This window comes from Flavitalea plasmicola (genome assembly GCF_030546645.1).
Taxonomy (GTDB): Bacteria; Bacteroidota; Bacteroidia; order Chitinophagales; family Chitinophagaceae; genus Puia.
Map to the genome: position 1 here is coordinate 1,014,144 of NZ_JAUOTO010000003.1, position 19,311 is coordinate 1,033,454.

15 protein-coding genes are annotated in these 19,311 nt (G+C 53.6%); 8 read left to right on the forward strand and 7 right to left on the reverse strand.

Going from position 1 to position 19,311, the window contains the following annotated elements; genetic code table 11:
- Positions 1–23: 23 nt before the first annotated feature.
- The 3 genes from Q4E93_RS14120 to Q4E93_RS14130 form a co-directional block, all read right to left on the reverse strand.
- Positions 24–428 carry a pentapeptide repeat-containing protein gene (locus Q4E93_RS14120; protein WP_303586201.1) on the reverse strand — a complete coding sequence of 135 codons (405 nt, stop codon included), beginning with the start codon at positions 426–428 and terminating at the stop codon, positions 24–26.
- Between the two features lie 71 nt (positions 429–499).
- Positions 500–874 carry a DoxX family protein gene (locus Q4E93_RS14125; protein ID WP_303586203.1) on the reverse strand — a complete coding sequence of 125 codons (375 nt, stop codon included), beginning with the start codon at positions 872–874 and terminating at the stop codon, positions 500–502.
- A 68-nt stretch (positions 875–942) separates the two neighbouring features.
- Positions 943–1,539, reverse strand: coding sequence for a Crp/Fnr family transcriptional regulator (locus Q4E93_RS14130; protein WP_303586205.1), 597 nt, complete (start codon positions 1,537–1,539; stop codon positions 943–945).
- A gap of 135 nt (positions 1,540–1,674) precedes the next feature.
- Here Q4E93_RS14130 and Q4E93_RS14135 point away from each other — a divergent pair, with 135 nt between their 5' ends.
- The 5 genes from Q4E93_RS14135 to Q4E93_RS14155 all read left to right on the forward strand — a co-directional run bounded on the left by Q4E93_RS14135 (position 1,675) and on the right by Q4E93_RS14155 (position 11,045).
- Positions 1,675–3,954, forward strand: coding sequence for a T9SS type A sorting domain-containing protein (locus Q4E93_RS14135; RefSeq protein ID WP_303586207.1), 2,280 nt, complete (start codon positions 1,675–1,677; stop codon positions 3,952–3,954).
- A 124-nt stretch (positions 3,955–4,078) separates the two neighbouring features.
- Complete coding sequence (locus tag Q4E93_RS14140; RefSeq protein WP_303586209.1) at positions 4,079–5,569, forward strand: hypothetical protein; 1,491 nt, start codon at positions 4,079–4,081, stop codon at positions 5,567–5,569.
- A gap of 16 nt (positions 5,570–5,585) precedes the next feature.
- Positions 5,586–6,419 (forward strand): glutaminyl-peptide cyclotransferase, encoded by an 834-nt coding sequence (locus Q4E93_RS14145; RefSeq protein WP_303586211.1) that lies wholly within the window; start codon positions 5,586–5,588, stop codon positions 6,417–6,419.
- 116 nt (positions 6,420–6,535) lie between these two features.
- Positions 6,536–9,238, forward strand: coding sequence for a glycoside hydrolase family 127 protein (locus tag Q4E93_RS14150; RefSeq protein ID WP_303586213.1), 2,703 nt, complete (start codon positions 6,536–6,538; stop codon positions 9,236–9,238).
- Positions 9,239–9,263: 25 nt separating this feature from the next.
- A complete protein-coding gene (locus Q4E93_RS14155; protein ID WP_303586215.1) occupies positions 9,264–11,045 on the forward strand; it encodes a DUF885 family protein in 1,782 nt (593 codons plus the stop codon).
- A 1-nt stretch (position 11,046) separates the two neighbouring features.
- Here the strand turns inward: Q4E93_RS14155 and Q4E93_RS14160 are convergent, their stop codons facing one another.
- The 4 genes from Q4E93_RS14160 to dusB all read right to left on the reverse strand — a co-directional run bounded on the left by Q4E93_RS14160 (position 11,047) and on the right by dusB (position 17,194).
- Complete coding sequence (locus Q4E93_RS14160) at positions 11,047–12,498, reverse strand: glycoside hydrolase family 30 protein (protein WP_303586217.1); 1,452 nt, start codon at positions 12,496–12,498, stop codon at positions 11,047–11,049.
- Positions 12,495–13,910 (reverse strand): glycoside hydrolase family 30 protein, encoded by a 1,416-nt coding sequence (locus tag Q4E93_RS14165; RefSeq protein ID WP_303586219.1) that lies wholly within the window; start codon positions 13,908–13,910, stop codon positions 12,495–12,497. Before Q4E93_RS14165 ends, Q4E93_RS14160 begins: the two co-directional genes overlap by 4 nt.
- 79 nt (positions 13,911–13,989) lie before the next feature.
- A complete protein-coding gene (locus Q4E93_RS14170) occupies positions 13,990–16,134 on the reverse strand; it encodes a S9 family peptidase (RefSeq protein WP_303586221.1) in 2,145 nt (714 codons plus the stop codon).
- 25 nt (positions 16,135–16,159) lie between these two features.
- On the reverse strand, positions 16,160–17,194 hold the full coding sequence (dusB, locus tag Q4E93_RS14175) for a tRNA dihydrouridine synthase DusB (RefSeq protein WP_303586223.1): 1,035 nt from the start codon (positions 17,192–17,194) through the stop codon (positions 16,160–16,162).
- 156 nt (positions 17,195–17,350) lie between these two features.
- Here dusB and Q4E93_RS14180 point away from each other — a divergent pair, with 156 nt between their 5' ends.
- From Q4E93_RS14180 to Q4E93_RS14190, 3 genes are all read left to right on the forward strand, one after another.
- A complete protein-coding gene (locus Q4E93_RS14180) occupies positions 17,351–17,839 on the forward strand; it encodes a hypothetical protein (RefSeq protein WP_303586225.1) in 489 nt (162 codons plus the stop codon).
- Between the two features lie 84 nt (positions 17,840–17,923).
- On the forward strand, positions 17,924–19,027 hold the full coding sequence (locus tag Q4E93_RS14185; protein ID WP_303586226.1) for a DoxX family protein: 1,104 nt from the start codon (positions 17,924–17,926) through the stop codon (positions 19,025–19,027).
- 91 nt (positions 19,028–19,118) lie between these two features.
- Entirely contained in the window at positions 19,119–19,310 is a 192-nt protein-coding gene (locus Q4E93_RS14190; RefSeq protein ID WP_303586228.1) for a hypothetical protein, read from the forward strand.
- Position 19,311 lies beyond the last annotated feature (1 nt).

A 19,311-nucleotide genomic window follows, 5' to 3' on the forward strand; every position in this document is an offset into this window, starting at 1 on the left:
CCCAAATATAGGGCGAAACCCTTTTATTTTTTCCGGTGCTCGTTCAGCAGCTCGCCGATATCCACCCCGTCAATTTTCAGTCCCTTTATATTGCAATCCTTCAGCTCTACGCCGCTGAGATTGCAGTTCTCCAGCACACTGCCTTCCAGGTGGCAGTTCTCAAACTTCAATGGGCGCATCTTCGCCTGCGGATCATACATCGGATGGCCTTTCGGCGGCATACCAATATTGTGGATATAGGCGCCGCCCAATTGAGCGCCCTCGATCTCCAGGTCGCTGAGATTGGCATCCAAGATCCGTGTGCCCGCCATCATCACGTCCTGAAAAAGGCAGTCTTTCAGCATCGCCTTGACAAACTTTGATCCATTGACGACTGCCTCGCTGACATCCAGCTGCATTTGTGCGTTCCGTATCTTCGTCGGTTCCATCAGTTTTTTTCCAAAGCTAACTTAGAAAAAGAGTATTTACGGAGTGCAAAAAGGTCAATCCCAGGGGGTGATCATGACAGCTCTGCCAATCTGAAGTATGCAATAAATATTGAAATAACCAATGCTATTAGATTGGTAACCACATTTTTTGGTTCATGAAGTCTGTAATGTATGCGTGCCGCAAAAACCATAATCACTGCAAAACATATTGCTGTCAGCGGTGTCAGCACCGCCGCAACTCCCAGCAGCCAGGGCAGGATGATCCCCACGGCTCCCAGCATCTCCGAAATGCCAATAAACCTGATAAAGGCGCCAGGCAGACCCGCCACCCCCGTCTGCCCTTTCTTCTCTACCAATACTCTTTCAGAATAGATGGATTTGCAAAAGCCTGAATAGCCAAACAACAATGCCAGCAAGGCCTGGCAGGACCATAATATCGTGTTCATAGCTTTGTTATTTTATACTACAAAGCTCGAACACCCCGACGGCAATCCTTTTGACAATTGTCAAAAACCTAATGCTGCGCCCGTATCCGGCTCAATGTCTCCTGCGTGATGCCCAGATAGCTGGCGATCATACCCAGCGGAACCCGCTGAATAAATGTAGGATTATTCTCCATCAACGTCTGGTATCGTTGTGCCGCCGTCGCAAAATGCAGCTCATCAAAACGCTGCTGTAATTGTATCAGGCCAAAGCTGACCAGCAGCCTCCCCAGCCGCTCGATATCATGATATTGCTTGTATAGCAGCTCCAGCTCATCATGATGCAACCCCCATAGCACGGAATCTTCCAGCAGCACGATCCCTCTTCTATCAGGCTTGCGGGTCAGGAAACTGATGATGGAAGATGCAAACATGTCCTCCGCGCTCAACCAGTCAGTGACATCCTTGCCATCTTTATAATAAAAGGTCCGGGTGAGCCCCCGCTCTATGAAATAAACAAAATGACACACAGAATCCTGCTTCACCAGCAAATGGTCCTTTGGCAACTCCACCTTCCGGAGGATCGATGCCAGCGCATCCCTGCCTTCCTTTGTCAACTGGACGAATTGTCCTACCCTGTTGAAAAATTTTTCCATATTGATGCTGTCGGTAATACAGATGTAGGTCATTAAAGGTAGAAGGTTTTTCGTAACAACCATATTTTCTCTGGCCCGACAATTGCAGGAAAACACTTACCAAATCCCACGTACTCACTGCAAACTTGCATGATCTCTTCCCGCCTTATGACGTAAATCTTATCAATTATGAATAATCTTTACTCTTGCCGCAGGACAGCTGCTTTGCTGGTCTTGTCCTTCGTGACCCTTCTTTCCAGTGTTTTCCCTTCCTTTTCCCAGCCTGTCGGCGGATGGGGGAAGATCACCGACAGCGGCTTCAGCCCCATCACCTTTCCCGGCTTTCTGGGAGGTTTTAATGTCAGGGGTATGATCGCCTTTGACATCGATGGGGATGGCAGAAAGGATGCCGTCGTCGTAAATGCCTCTCCCGTGAATGCCATCACTGTTCTGCAGAACCTGAGCGCCCCCGGCGTCCCGGATTTTGAGGACGCGGCTTCCCCGGCCGCCGGCAACTCTCCCGGGTCGATCGCTTATGGCGACCTGGATGGAGATGGCAAACCAGATCTGCTGGTGGCCAATCTGGGCGACCATAATATTTCGATATTCCGGAACAACAGCACCCCCGGCCATCTGTCCTTTGACACAGCGGTTAAAGTGGGTAATGTCACTTTCCTCGGCAGCCTGCTCATCCAGGACTTTGATCACGATGGCAAGCCGGACATTGCTTTCCCGGCTATTCCTGAGGACAACACGCATGGATACAACGGGTTTGCCATCTTTCGCAACACCAGCTCCCCAGGAACTTTTTCTTTCCAGCCCAGGGTCGACTTCACTACCGTGGCCTTTCCAGAGGCCGTATCTTCAGGCGACCTCACGGGAGACAGCTTACCTGAACTGATCTATTGCCCTGACTTGTCTAATAAGTTTTCCATTCTGGTGAATACCAGCACGCCTGGTGTCCTATCCTTCGATACGGCGGTCAGCTGGCCCATCGGCAACTATCCCATCGGCTCAGCCATAGGCGACTTTGATGGAGACGGCCTGCCTGATATAGCCGTGTCCGTCAGCCATTATAACACGTTGTCCCTGTTCAGGAATACCCGTACAGGCACCGGACTTTCCTTTGACCAGACAGAACTCACTGTCGGAGACACCCTCCACCCTTATCCCGGAGGCGTTAGCATCAGTGACCTTAATATGGACGGAAAACCCGACCTGTTCATCCGGTGTAATAATAGCAGAGGCGGCGCCCTGCTGCAGAATGAGACGGCCGCACCCGGATCGTTTGCTTTTGCTCCCCAAAGATTTATTTCGATCCTGCCCGATACGTCCATCGTACAAGATCCCTTCGGCGAAGGCGCCGCCGATGGACTGGCCATCGACGACTTTGACGGAGACGGCAGGCCCGATCTCCTGATGACCGACTACCGACCGCAGTTTACTATCGTTTACAACACACTGAATATCCGTCTGAACAGGATCGGCGCTCCCCTGGTCGCCCCTTCCGGCGCTTCGCCGGTATCCGATACCATTGCCACTTATATCACCATCGATACCACCGTGCAGACTCATAACGGGACCCCCTATTTGCAAAGACATTTTGATATCGAGCCGGCCAGCAACCCTGCCACTTCGACGGCCACCGTCACGTTGTATTACAACCAGCAGGACTTTGATAATTTCAACGCACTGGCGGCTCATGGGGACGATCTGCCCACCGCCGCCTCCGACACCGCGGACAAAGCGCATATTCTGATCTTCCAGTACCATGGCACCAGCGCCACCCGGCGGCCTGGAAGCTACTCCGGCAGCAGCCAGCTGATCAATCCCGATGACAGCAAGATCGTTTGGAACAACTCCTCCTCCCGTTGGGAGATTACTTTCGACGTTACAGGCTTCAGCGGCTTCTTCCTGGGAACCTCCGGTACTGTGCTGCCGCTTACCCTGCTCTCGTTCGACGGCCACCGGCAAGGCGCCGACGCCCTCCTGGACTGGACCGCCACCGATGAGATCGATGTCAGCCGCTTTGAAGTACAGCGCAGCCCCAACGGCGGCAGCTTCACCTCCATCGGCGTAGTCCCCGCAACAGCCGACATGCATCGCTATTCCTATATAGACGCCGCCACGCAGAATAAGGCTTATTTCTACCGGCTAAAGATCGTCGACCTTGACGGAAAATATAGCTATAGCAGGATCGTCAGCATAGCTGGAAGCAATAGCCTGTACGGCCTGAACCTTTTTCCCAACCCTGCCCATGGCCTTGTCACCATTCAACACCCGGCGGTCACAGGCGGCACCGCACAAATTCAGCTCCTTGACCTGTCCGGGCGTGTACTCCGTACCATTAAAGTTGCTCCCGGCAGCGCCCAGATCACCCTTAACCTGGATGGACTGGCCGCCGGCATTTACCAGGTGCAGTGGTCAGATGGCAGTCATAAGGTCAGCTGCCCGTTGCTGGTAAAATAAATGCGGACGACCCGTGTGCCATAACCGGGCACTTTTTATTGCGCTGTAAATCCAATGGCATGATTCTCATATGATTGGAATATTGGCATTTTAATGGCAGTCCTTTCGCCAAACGTTTTCGTATATGCGTCCAGTCTTCTGCGTTTGCGTCCTGCTGACATTATTTGGTCTGCTTTCGCCTTCATGCACAAACGCCCAAAACTTTGAAAAGATCGTCTTCAATGCCAATGACAGCGCCAGCGACTATTACTTGGCCATTCCACCTTCCGTACCAGCAAAAGCCGCCCTTATCATTCTCACCAGCATGCGTCCCCCGGAATCCGTCCTGCCAGAAACGATGCTGCACAATGCCGCTTACGCCAATGGTATGCTTACCATTGTAGCTTCCATGGGCGACAATCTTTTTGCCGACACGGCCACCGTGACCCGTATCAATACCATCTTTCGGCATATCCTCACCCGCTTTCCCATTGATAGCTCCCGGGTAGCCCTGGCCGGCTATTCCTTTGCCGGCAATATCGCGCTCCGCTATGCGGAATTAACCAATGAATATCCCGCAAGATTTCTCCTTCATCCCCGTGCCGTATTCACCGTGGACAGTCCCGTCGATTGCTTTGCGCTCTGGCAATGGTGCGAAAGGGCCATCAAAAAGAACTACTATCCCGGCAGCGTAGGCGATGGAAAATTCTTATTGGATGTCATGACAAAGAACTATGGCTCTATCCAGGAACACCCGGAAGTTTACAAACAGCTTACTCCCTTCAACCACGCATCGGACCAACCCGGTAATGAACAGTATCTGCAGCACACCGCCGTCCGGTTGTACTACGACACGGACATTGAATGGCAGCTGAAGTACCGGCGCAACAGCTACTACGATACCTATATGCCCGATGCGTCGGAAATGATCAGCAGGCTCCTGCTGGGGGGCAATGACAAAGCTGAGTTTGTGGCCGCCCGGTCCGGAAGGCGAAGCAACGGGATTCGCAGTCCCAATGCTTTTTCCATCGTAGATGAGGCGGCATGCATGCAATGGCTGAAAACAACCTTGGATGTCTTCGACCCCAATTCCTGGGCGCCGCCATACAAGCTGCCGATCCCGTCCGGCTGGACCACCGAACGCTTCTTCTTCCCATTTGACTTTGCACCGCAGATCCCATATAAAGGAGCAGAAGAGCTGAGGTTTGCTCCCGGCTGGGCAGACGGCGCCAGCGATGAGCACTGGGCCTATGCCTTTTTATGGTGGCTGGAAGGGCATCCCCAGCTGACTGCGGAGAAACTACAGACCCACCTGCAGGATTATTACAGTGGTCTCGTCGGACAAAATATAGTGCCCCGTAAAATACCCAGGGATCGGCTGATCCCCGCAAAAGCAAACATTAAAGCAACCACCACGGCCCCCGGCGACAAAGCAACATTTGCAGGCACCGTCGTGATGCTGGATTATCTCACTCAAACCCCTATGACACTCAATGTGCTTATTCACTGGAAAGATCTGCAGCTGCCGGACAGGTCAGCCGTCTTTTTTGAAATATCCCCGCGCCCGCTGGGGCACCGGATATGGACGCAGCTAAATACGCTGAACAAGGAGCTGGATTTGCCGAAAGCCCATTAAAATGTTAGCTTAGATCATGCGTTCCAAACCCGGCTTATTCCTGTTGGCTTCCTGCTTCCTGTCCATTGCGTGCAATAACGAGACAGATACTTCCCATGTTCCGGCGACAGCTGTATCTGCTCAGCCTGCTGCCATACCCGTCATCAATTACTCCGTCACAGCCTATCTGCCTCATGACACGGCCCTGTTCACGGAAGGTTTCCTTGTACACAACGGACAGCTCTTCGAAAGCACTGGCTCCCCGGAAGAATTTCCCGATGCAGAATCCCTGGTAGGCATCATCGACCCCCACACAGGAAAGCTGGATCAGAAGATCAGGCTGGATAAAGAAGAATATTTCGGCGAAGGCATTGCCTTCCTGAAAGACAAACTCTACCAGCTGACCTACCTCAACCAAAAAGGCTTTATCTATGACGCCGTCACCTTTAAAAAGACCGGTGAGTTCACCTTCGCAAGCAAACAGGGATGGGGACTTACCACTGACGGCGCTCACCTCATCATGGATGACAGCTCCGACGTCCTTACTTTTCTTGATCCCTCGACGCTCAAAGCCGTAAAGACCCTGAAAGTGACAATGAGCGGTATTGCCCGCGACAGTCTCAATGAATTGGAATTTATAAAAGGATACATCTATGCCAATGTCTGGTATACCAATTATATCCTGAAGATCGACCCTGCCACCGGCAAGGTGATAGCACGACTGGACCTGTCCTCCATCGTTGCTGACGCGCGTAATAAGAATCCCCGCGCCAACGTACTCAACGGCATTGCATATGACCCCGCATCCGACAAGATCTACGTTGTAGGTAAACGATGGCCGAATATCTATCAGATAGATTTTCCACATTGACCGGGATGCATCCACCCGTTCGTGTATAGGGGAAAATCCGTAAGGTTTAAGTTAATAATTGAATAGCCCCCCATCCTGCTGTGTCGTAGTTTTAGCCAACTACCAACAACGATCCCATGTCAATATTGCGCACTGTAACCTTTACCTGCCTCCTGCTATTGAGCCTGGCCCCTGCCGCAAAAGCCCAATCCGATGAAACCACGCCCAGATATGGCAACCTCGCCACCATCGCCATTGCTTCCGGCAGCGGCCGCCCATCCTCCTCACTGGATGGACTGAATGACGGCTTGACTCCTACCCCTCCGGGTGACCGCCGTTATGCCCCGACCCGGCCGCGCCTGGGAACGCAATGGCTTCAATACGAATGGCGTCAGCCCGTTCATATCAATAGGATCGAGCTGTTCTTCTGGAATTATGGCAACCTGGTCCGCCTGCCCCAGGCCTATCATATCACTTATTGGGACGGTCACCAGTTCTCTCCGGTAAAAGCGCCTGCCGGTCTGGGACTGACCAATAACCAATATAATGCTACCACTTTTGAGGCCATCTCCACCACCCGCCTCCGGCTGGAGCTGGATTCCGTCGATCGCTGGACTGCCACCCTGGTGGAATGGAAAGTCCCCCAGCCCGCCGGAGCGCCCGATTATCCCCCCATCGTCAATGCCGGTCCGGACCGCGATATGGTGACTGGCGGGAAAACATGGCTGGCGGGCAGCACCCGGTCTGTCAGCCCCATCACGTCTACCTCCTGGAGCCAGGCCTCCGGCCCGGGCAAAGCGCAATTCGCCGATGCTCTCTCCGCCCACACCACCGCCACCTTTACCAGCCCGGGTGACTACACCCTCCAATTTACAGCCAGTCAGGGTAGTCTCTCCACCACTTCCTCGTTAGTAGTCAAAGTACGGCCCCGCCCAAAAGATAAAAGACTCGACGTCGTATATACCAGACATTACAGCATCGATAGCAAGCTGTGGAACGACCGTGTCAAAAATATCATCGTCAACTGGATACCCTTATGTATCGACCAGATCGAACGAACGGACCTTACGACAGGGGAAGGCGGCCTGGATAATTTCATCGAGGCGGCCAAAGCTCTCCGCGGGGAGCCCCACGGCGTCCACAAAGGTTATGTCTTCTCCAATGCCTGGGTCCACCAGACTGTAGAATCCATCTGCGAAGCCCTCATGGTCGACGCCAAAGGAGATACGGCGATCCTCGCCGCACAGGAAAAAATGAAGGCTACCCTGGAAAAATGGATCCCCATCATCCTTGCGGCCCAGGAACCGGATGGCTATTTGCAGACAGCCTATACCCTCCGTGACACAAGCCGCTGGCATACACGCTGGTCCCCCGAAGGCCGGGGTAACCATGAAGGATATGTTTCCGGCTATTTCATAGAGTCGGCTATCAACCACTATACTTTGACGGAAGGAAAGGACCGCCGGCTGTACAATGCCGCCAAAAGGCTGGCAGACTGCTGGGTGGCCAGCATCGGCCCGGGAAAGATAGCCTGGTATGACGGCCACCAGGAGATGGAGCAGGCCCTGGTACGTTTCGGCCGCTTCGTCAACGATATGGAAGGCGGCGGCCATGGCGACAGCTATATACAGCTGGCTAAATTCCTGCTGGACAACCGCAACCATGGCAGCGAATATGATCAAAGCCATGTCCCTGTCCAACAACAATATGAAGCCGTAGGACATGCGGTCCGCGCTACCTATACCTACTCCGGCATGGCCGACGTGGCGGCGGAAACCAGGGACCCGGATTATCAAAGCGCCGTCCTATCCCTCTGGGACAATATGGTCAATAAAAAATACTATCTGACAGGCGGCATTGGCAGCGGAGAGACCTCCGAAGGATTTGGTCCGGACTATTCTCTTCGCAACAACGCCTACTGCGAATCCTGCTCCAGCTGCGGCCTGATCTTCTTCCAGTACAAGATGAACCTGGCTTATCATGACGCCCGGTATGCCGACCTTTACGAAGAGACCATGTACAATGCCCTGCTGGGATCGCTCTCCCTGGACGGCAAAGACTTTTATTACACCAACGCGCTGTCCTCCTCCCAGCCCCGCTATCAGTGGCATGTCTGCCCGTGCTGCGTAGGCAATATTCCCCGCACCCTGCTGATGATGCCCACCTGGACCTACGTGCGGGGCGACGACGGCTTATATGTCAACATGTACATCGGCAGCACCATCCGTGTAGAAAAGGTTGCCGGCACAGACATTCTCATGACCCAGCAGACCGACTACCCCTGGAATGGACATATCATCCTTACGGTCGATCCACAACAGCCGGCAACGCAGCCATTTACCGTCTATCTCCGTATTCCTGACCGTACCACCAGCGCCCTTTATTCGCCTGTCCCCGAAGTGAAAGGCTACCGGTCCGTCACTGTCAACGGTCAGGCCCAAACGCCCGCCATCACCAACGGTTACATAGCCATCCGGCGGACCTGGAAGAAAGGGGATAAGATCGTGCTGGACCTGCCCATGACCATCCAGCAGATCACCGCCGACGAAAAAATAGAGGCCGACCGTGGACGTATTGCCCTCCGTTATGGTCCACTGCTGTACAATGTAGAAACAGCCGACAACCAGGATATCAACAAAGCGCTCGGCACAGGTCCTCTTTCCCTGGAATGGAAGGACAGCCTGCTCCATGGCATCATGGCCATCAAAGGCACATGGGCCGATGGCATGCCACTGCTGGCGATTCCGAATTACACCCGGCTGAATCGCGTCGCTCCCACTCCTTTTCCGTTGCAAACGCCCGACAAAACACCTGCATCAATTATCTGGATAAAGAAATAACTTAGCGATCATAATTCACCCATACATGAGAAAACAACTGCTTTTATTTATCGTATGCTGCATCGCCTTTCTTGGGAACCCTGCCTATGCCCAACTGGCTCCCGGCGAATACGCCCCCTGCCAGGAAATGCCCAGTCTCATCACCCGTTTTGAGGCAGATCACAGTGCCTTAGAGCGGTTTTATACTACCCCCGCCAATGCCAGCGGCTTCGGTCGCGGCGGCGGAGATCAGGAAAGCGGAGGCGCCTCACCGGAAAAACGCGCCCGGCTGGAAACGCTCTGCCATGACTACCTGAAAAAGCTGGAGCAAATAGACTTTAAAAGCCTCCCACAGGAATGCAAGGTCGATTATATCCTCTTCAGGCGCGACCTCGATGCCAGGTTGCAGGTGTCCGCGAATGAGAGGGCCGGCTACGAAAAAATAAAGAAATGGTTCCCTTTCTCCGACTCTATTTACGCTGTGGAAAAGCTCCGCCGCCGCGGCCACCAGCCCGACGCGCAAGCCACGGCCAAAAACTGGTTTGACTTTTCCGAACAGATAAAACAGCTGAAGAACCGCCTGAAAACAGACAGCTCGGTTACCATGGACCAGATCTACCAGGCCGGCCTGGTCATCAACGACCTGAAAAGGTCCATCGCCTCCGTCTATAATTTTTTCAACGGCTATGACCCGCTCTTCACCTGGTGGATGCCGAAACCATACAAGGAGCTCGACGATGCGCTCGCTTCCTATGCCGACGTATTTTCCGATAAGAAAAAAGCCTTTACCCCGCCCGACAACAGCGGCATCGTCGGCAAACCCGCTGGCCGGGAAGAGCTGCTGCGGCAGCTGAAATACGAAATGATCCCCTACTCGCCGGAAGAGCTGATCGACATCGCCAATAAGGAATTCGCCTGGTGCGACGCGGAAATGCTGAAAGCTTCCAAAGAAATGGGCTTCGGCGACAACTGGAAAGCCGCCCTGGAGAAAGTAAAGAATACGTATGTACCAGCCGGTAAGCAACCGGAAATGATCCTCGACCTCTTTTCCCAATCGGTGGATTTCCTGAAAAAAAACGACCTCATCACTGTTCCGCCACTGGCCGAAGAGACCTTCGGCATGATGATGATGACGCCGGAACGGCAGCTGGTCAACCCCTTCTTCCTGGGAGGCAATGATATCATCATCTCCTATCCCACCAATACCATGGATGAGGACGACAGATTGATGAGTATGCGGGGAAATAACCCCCATTTCTCCCGCGCCACCGTTCACCATGAATTGATTGCAGGGCATAACCTTGAATTTTACTCAAACGCCCGCTACCGCACCTACCGCAACTTCGAAACCCCTTTCTGGATAGAAGGCTGGTCGCTGTATTGGGAGCTGCTGCTCTGGGACCTGAAGTTTCCCAGGGGACCCGAAGACAGGATGGGCATGCTATTCTGGCATATGCACCGCTGCGCCCGCATCATCTTCTCCCTCAACTACCACCTGGGCAAATGGACGCCCCAGCAATGCATCGACTTTCTCGTCGACCGGGTTGGTCATGAAAGGGCCAATGCCGCCGGAGAGGTCCGCAGATCCTTCGTGGATCACTATCCCCCATTGTACCAGCTGGCTTATCTCACAGGAGGACGGCAGTTCTACGCTTTAAAAAAGGAATTGGTGGACAGTGGCAAGATGACCTATAAGCAATACCATGACGCCGTGATGCACCTGAATGCCATGCCGGTGGAAATGGTACGGGCCATCCTGACCAAACAGCCGCTGGAAAAGGATTTTGCCACCAAATGGAGATTTTACGATCTCGGTGGTGTGAAGTAGCTCACCACACGTAGGTCGCCACTGCCCCTGCGCCCAGGGTCTGCTTTGCCGTACCTTTATTGTCCTGGACAGTAAAAGAAAGTGTGCTATCGCTCTTATTCAGCACGATCAACACCGTCTTGCCCGCAGGCGTACGGAAAGCCACATTTGGCAGAACTCCGCCGTCGGCCACGGCAGCAGATCCTGCTGGCCCGTCAGTCCGCAGTTCCGAAGCGATCCTCACTGATCCGGGCCTTACGAATTTGGCGGCGTGTGCGATGATGTAGTAGGCAGGATTGTGCGTCACCCTGTCTCCGTCGATGGTCACCGCCCCCAGGCAGCGATCACACCCGCCCCTATCCGTATGCGGGTTGTTGCCGGAGTCGGCAGCCAGGTTCCATTCGATGACATTTTTGCTCCAGTTACGGGTGGCGCCGATGATGAGATTTTCTATATGCTCAGGTATATCCCTGGAAAAATCTCCCGGCGCGCCCACCCACAGCTCTGTGAAATAAAGGTTCTTCGACGGATAGGCGTCGTGGACCTTCGACATGGCCTCTATCTTTCCGCCATACAGGTGAAAAGCCGATCCATCCACGTATTTCCGGGCTTCGGGGTCATCCAGAATGCTAATGGGATACTCCGGCTTATCGCAGTTGTGATCGTAGATGATGATCCTGGTTTTTATGCCTGCCTGTTTGAATGCAGGTCCCAGGAAATTCTTCACGAATACAGCCTGTTCGGGCGCCGGCATATACATACTGGGATTATTGCCCGGATGCAGGGGCTCGTTCTGTACCGTTATGGCATCCAGCCGGATACCTTCCTTCGCCATGGCCTGGATATACTTTACAAAATAACGGGCATAGGTAGCGTAATACTCCGGCTTAAGGCTCCCTCCTTTTGTATCGTCGATCGTTTTCATCCAGGTAGGCGCGCTCCAGGGAGAACCTACTATCTTTAGTGAAGGAAAGATGGTCAATATTTCCCTCACGACCGGGATGACATCCTTCCTGTCGGGCCCCAGGTCAAAATGAACCAGGGACGAATCGGTCTGCCCTGCAGGCAGGTCGTCATAAGAAAAAACGTGATCGTTGAGGTCGGATGCGCCGATGCTGATGCGCAGATAGCTGCCGCCGATGTGGTCGTCCTTCGCGGAGAAAAGATCTTTCAGCAGGGCTGCCCGCGCCGAAGCGCTCATGTGGATGATATGTTGTGCGCTGCCACCTGTGAGGGCCCACCCATATCCATCGATGGACTGGTAGGTTTGCCTGGCGTCCACCCGGATGAGAAAGTCTGCCCTGGTCGCAATCGAATCCTGCCCCGGGTTCCAGGGGACTGCTGGCGCCGGTGGTTGTTTGGTAAAAAATATCTGCCTTGCAGGATCCGTCAGCCAGCACGTCGCTTTCAATTGCGCCCGCACCTGTAGCAGGCCGCACATCAAAAATCCCAGGAAAATGGCCCTCGTGATCATTGGATGATAAGCGTAGAGATAGAGTGAGGCAGACTTTCTGCAGCCGTCTCCTTCCCTTTCAGGATAAGCCGGTAAGGCAGCTGCTCGCCGGTGGTATTCAGCACGACCACCGCAATGCTCCCATCTGTGTTGAGGAAAGCGGTCGTCTGCAGCTGCGCCCTGTTGGTGGAAGCTGCGATCCGCTTTGCGCCGGGCCGCACGAATTTCGAAAAATGACCGATATAATAATATGCATTGGTATAGATCAGGTTCCCTGTGCGGGTGTCGGCATGCACAGGCGCAAAACAAAAATTGCCTACATGGTTTGGACCGCCCTTTTCGTCCAGCAGTATATTCCAGTCTGTCCAGCCCACGCATCCATTGTTGAAATCATTGACCATGGAGTAACCATACTTCTCGCCCAGCGACCAGCTTTTAAGACTGTCAAAATTAAATTTTTCCTGGCAGCCTTCCGTGAATATGAGATGCGCATCCGGAAACGCTTTCGTCACCAGCTTCATGTTCTCGAATTGCATCGGTCCCCCCGTCCAGGTCTCATACCAGTGATACCCGATGCCCCAGATATATTTTGCCGCACCCGGGTCTTCCAGGATCGTGCTGGCACGCTGGTACAGCAGGTCCCGGTTGTGATCCCAGGCGATCAACTTCTTGTTGCTCATGCCGGAGGATTGCAGGATGGGCCCGAGATAGTTCTTTATAAAATCCCTTTCTTCGGCTGCCGTATATATACAGGACTCCCATTTCTGCTTGGCCATCGGCTCATTCTGCACCGTCAGTCCCCAGATAGGAATGCCCTTTTCTTCATAGGCCCTGATAAATTTTATGTAGAAGTTGGCCCAGCTGCGGGCATATTCGGCCTTCAGATGCCCGCCTCCGATGACGCTCCCATTGTCCTTCATCCAGCCCGGAGGGCTCCAGGGAGAGACAAAGAGCGGGAGACTGCCGCCGGCAGCTGCGATGGCCTGCCTGATCAGCGGTATCCTGTATTGTTCGTCATGCGCAACGCTGAAGCTGGTCAGCGCCGTATCATTGTCCTTTATGTAGGAATAGCTCCCGCTGGAAAAATCGCAGCTTTGTATTTGCGTCCGGGCCAATGTGTAACCAATGCCGTTCTGTGGATCATAATAAGCCCGCAGCAGCGCTGACTGCTGCGCCTTGGGGATCTTCGAGAAAGTTTCAGCCGAGGCGTCCGTCAGCGCTCCCCCAATGCCAATGATGGTCTGGAAGGCGGACTGCGGGTCCACCAGTATAAAAGGTTCTGTTTCGAGGGGCTGCCGCGAATCCGTAAAGTTGAGCTTCCCGCCCTGTGCCAGTCGCAATGGGGATTTTTCCGCTGTCGTGTAGATCGAGCCCGATTGGGCATAAGCGCCGCCGCCGGCGAGCACCAGAAAGATGGCAAGGATCTTGTTCATCGACTAAAGATAACCAATATTTCAATTTAGCTATGCCGCCGGCTGGGTAATGCTCTACGTCAAAACCACTGCAACGGCCTTACCTTCGTATCCAACGCTCGAAGAACTCATATGTCCTCAACATCTGATCCATCCGTTGCCGGTTGTCCCCGCTGCGGGTAAGCTCATGCGTTCCTCCCGGATGCCGGACATACTCCACCGGCCGTCCCAGCACCTTCAGGCTTCTGTACAGCATCTCACCCTGTACAAACCCCGTCCGCCTGTCATTCTCTCCATGGAAAATGATCAGCGGTGTCGTAATGTTGGCCACATAGGTGATGGGCGACTCCCTTTCCAGCACTGCCCTGGTATGCGCTTCCCAGGGATAGCCGCCGAAGTAGTTGGGTACGAGCCGCCAGGCGTTGCCTTCTCCGAAAAAGGTCGCCAGGTCATAAACACCCCGTTGGGCGCAGGCGGCTTTGAATCGATGGTCGTGGCCTACGATCCAGGCCACCAGGTATCCGGCATATGACCCTCCGCTCACCACCAGCCTGGAAGTATCGGCCCATCCTTCCGCTACCGTCTTGTCAAGGGCCGTCAGTACATCGCTCGTCGGACCAGTCCCCCAATCCTCCACATTGGCCCGCAGAAATTCCAATCCATAACCTCCGGACCCCCGCGGATTGCTGTACACCACTCCATAGCCCTTGCTGCAAAAGAACTGGAATTCATGCCACATGCTGGTCTCTCCCGGTCCCCACATGGCCGAAGGACCCCCATGGATATCCAGCAACAACGGATATTTCTTACCCGGCATATAGTCCGCAGGCTTCATCACCCAAAACTCTACGGTGAGCCCCCTGTCGTTCGTAAAGCTGTGCTTCTCCGGCAGCGACAGCCGCTTACGCTGCACCCAATCATAATTGAATGCAGTGATGCGGCGCACCTGCTGCAGGGCCGGATCGGCAGTGTACAGGTCGAATGGATCATTCACCTCCGAACGGACAAACACGACCTTCCCGCTGCCCACGGCAAAACTGCCCGTGCCGCTGTCATAGTCCGACAACTGCTCCGTCCGCTGCGTGCTGACATTCACACGATACAGCGGCGCACCTCCGTTGGAAGCCGCCGTAAAATAGATCCACTTCTCATCGGGACTCCAGGTATAGCCGCCCTTGCTGCGGTCGAAAGGCAGATCGATCGGGCTGCCGCCCTGAAGGGAGACGATCGCCAGCTGCGGTACGGTGACAAAAGATGTATTGCTGTGTTGAAAGGCCAGCCATTTGCCCGAGGGAGAAAGCACTACGTTGGAATAAACTTTTCCTTTCTCCCCTAACAGCAGCCGCAGGTGAGCCCCATCCCTGTCGGCGAGGTAAACGCTGCTTTCCAGGCTCCTGTCCGGATGCTGCGTGGAGTCCATATTACCCGTAATGACCAGGTGCTGTCCGTCGGGCGTGAAGTCCACGTCGGCGTAACGATAAAACCCGTGGGTCACCGGCACCGGTAACGCGCCCGGCCGCAATTCCTGTGTATAAAAATGATTAAAGCTCATCTCCGCATTCACCACCATCTCGTCCTGGAAATTCAGCCGGCTCACCACCTTCGCTTTCTTATCCGCGACATCGTTTTCCAGATAAGCCCGTATCTCCTCCGGATTTCCGTCCGGGTCGGGCCTCGCCCGGGCCACAGAGAGGTTTTCATTCTTGTCGAAACCCGCCTGCTCAAAAGGCCATGAGGGCAGTGTATGACCGCCGTTGAGCACCGTATCGCGGATCAGCTCACCCATCCGTATATTCGAAGAGAATAAAATGGCTTTCCCGTCCGGCGACCATTTGGGGGTACCTGCTCCATATTTGCAATGTGTGAACTGCACCGGCTCCCCTCCATCCATCGACAGGATGAAAACCTGCGGCTTGCCGTCGACCGCCCGCACAAAAGCCAGCTGCTTTCCATCAGGGCTCCAGGCTGGCTGGGACGCTCCTTCTTTCACCGTCAGCTCCCTCGGCGCCCCGCCTTCGGGCGATACGACATAGATGTGATTGACATATTTATAATCTGCTTTCGAATCGGGATCCGCCTCGATCTTCGTCACCGTGAACGCCGCCTGACGGCCGTCCTTGCTCAGCGTGACCATGCTGAGGGACTGGACCTTCAGCATGTCCGTAACCTTCACCGGCTCTCTTCCGGCTTGTCCATATACTAAAAAGGAAAAGAATGCCAGGACGGCAGTCAGGTATTTTCTCATGTAATAAATTTAGCAGAATTCTCCCTCACAAAGTGCACCGCTCATGATAATTCACCAGCCTAATCGGCTCCCAATCCATCTCCAGGCCCCGGTAATCCCTTCCGATGGCATCCAGCGCAGCTTCCACCTCCTCGATGGATGCCAATGCTACCAGCTTCCTGCGATGCTCCGCCAATCCCGGCAGCCCCTTCAGGTACTGGGCATACCGGCCCCGCATTTCACGCAGACCAATGGACCCGTGCCAGGCCACCGCCTTTTGCAGGTGCAGCTTGCAGACCAGCAACCTTTCTTCCAGCGTCGGCGGCGGATGCAGCTCGCCCGTCTCTCTTAAATGCCGCACCTCCCGGAAGATCCAGGGATATCCAATGGCCGCACGGCCTATCATAATGCCGTCCACCCCATAACGATTACCATATTCCAGCGCCTTTTGCGGACTATCGATATCTCCATTGCCAAAAACGGGGATCTTTATCCGGGGATTGTTCTTCACCTTTCCGATCAGCGTCCAATCCGCCTCCCCTTTATACAATTGGCTACGCGTCCTGCCATGGATGGTCAATGCCGCTATACCGGCATCCTGCAACCGTTCTGCCACCTCTTCGATATTCTTAGTCGCTTCATCCCACCCTAACCTTGTTTTGACGGTGACGGGCAAACGCGTTGATCGTACGCACGCTTCCGTCAGCCGCACCATCCGCTCAACATCCTTCAACACCCCCGCACCGGCGCCCCTGCCGACAATGCCTTTCACCGGGCAGCCGAAATTAATGTCCAGCAGGTCAGGCCCCACCGCCTCAACGATCTGCGCTGCCAGCGCCAGCCGCTCTTCATCACCTCCAAAGATCTGGATACCCACGGGCCGCTCGTCCTCGAAAATATCCAGCTTCCGACGGCAGGCAATGGCATCCTTGATCAACCCCTCGCTGGAAATGAACTCCGTGAAAAGGAGATCCGCCCCATGTTGCTTGCAGACGGCCCGGAATGGTGGATCGCTCACGTCTTCCATGGGCGCCAGCAGCAGCGGAAAGTCCTCCAGCGCTATTTTCCCGATTTTCACCATATTTTCAGTTCAGCGGCAAAAGTAGGCCATCCTCCCCATATCTGGTCCTCCCGGGATACAGGCAGCGATGAAATGCTTTATTCGGGTATAATAAAAATATGATATATGTCGTTTGGAGGGATGTAGAACTGATCTGAAACCGCTTCAAAACTAAAGATGAAAATACGCACTGTCCTCACTTTCGCGTGCACATTCGCCGCGCTCGTCTCCACAGGTTGTAAAAAAAACAACAATACCAACCATGCCAATATCAACAGCATCTCTGCGACCTTGAACGGCGTCAACTGGCAATCACAATATACCGCGGGGATCGCACCCACCAGCAACAGCTTTATTTTCCTCTATGGCTATTTTGTCAATCCAGGCGATACCTCAGTGATTGAGCTGGATATTCCTGACAGCATTCAAGTAAATGATCCTGATCCTTTCTATGGCTCCACTGCCTCCTATACCAAAAGTGATGGGACTTTCTACTTAGTCGATAACTTTTTTGGGGGCCACGGTACCATCACCGTAACCTTGAAGGACACGAATATTCATAGGATCGCAGGTACCTTCAGCGGCGTGTTTTACAATACGGAGAATGGTAAGGACAGTATCCAGATCGGTAATGGTCGCTTCAATACCAGCTACTTCGCAGAATAGTAAATTCCAAAATATCAATTAAAATGCCGGGCCAGTCCTTCTGATCCGGCATTTTTGTATTTTGCCTATGCTAAATCCTGACAAATGACTTTTCGTTTAAAAGACCTTGGCTTCAAGACCTTTTTCCTCCACTTTCCTGCCGTCATGGTATACATTCTCCTCACTGACAGCGACGGCTGTGGCGACCTTCCCCGGGACTTTCGCTTCTTCCCGATCGCGGGAGCCTCCGCACTCCTGCTGGCTATCATCTGGAGCCTCATAGACAAACAACGCCGGGACTATAACAAGCTCCAATACCTGCTGCAAATAACCCTCCGCTTCTTCCTCGCCTATACCATCATGCAGTATGGCGCCGCCAAAGTGCTCGACGTGCAATTTAATTCCAGCATCTCCTCTCTTGACACCAAAGTAGTGGACATGCAACCCATGAGCGTTGCCTGGTCCTTTTTCGGCTACTCCTTCCCCTATGAGTTCTTCATCGGTTGCAGCCAGATCGCCGCAGCTCTCCTCCTCCTCTTCCGCCGGACAACAACCCTGGGCGCCATCGTTATGGTGACCATCATGAGCAATATCGTCTTCGTAAATTTTGCCTTTGACGTATGCGTAAAGTTCTTTTCCTCTTCCTACCTGGCCATGTCCCTTTACCTGTTGGTAGACGATGCCGGGCGCCTTACCAACGTGCTGCTCCTCAACAGGGCGGTGGAAAAAAGGACCTGGCCCCAGCTGTTCCGAAAGAAGATCATGAAAAAGGTCGCCGGCCTCACCGGTATACTGCTGGGCTTTTTTGCAATTGCCTATCCCATGTATGACACCGTGCGCATGAGAGAAAAATACGGCGTCGGAAAACATACGGCGCTCTATGGCGTCTGGTCTGTCGACAGTCTTCATCATTCCCGGGACTCCATGGACCGGGCCCTGCATGCCGATGTAAGCGGCTGGAGGCAGATCATCTTCGAAGATTATGACAACGCCTCCATCAAATCATGGACATCTACCCTGGATTACCTGGGCTATGGAGTGGATACTGCTAAACACACGCTTCACATGAATCGTACTTACCCGGATACCCTGCTGGCGATCAACTCAACCTATCGCCTGGATAAGGATACCCTCTATCTGAGGGGGAAACATGGAGAAGATTCGTTATATGTTCGCCTTCATCTGCGGCGAAAATACTTTCGTCGTTAAGAAAACATCCGCAAAGAGACTATAAAGTACTAAAATACTCTTAGGCGCCGTTCATTAAAATAGGAGAAATCCGTCTTCAAATCCAATTCATATGATGAAGTCTCAGGCCGTCGCTTTCCTGTTAGGGTTCGCCCTTACCTCCATTGTGTTGCTTTTTATTCCAGGGATCTATAAAAACAACAACAGCAGTAAGAAAAGCAATGCCAGCGTCACCAGGACCACCGGTGACACCACCGTCCCCAACGGACATTTTTCCAACAATACCGCTATCGTCTCTCACTAGC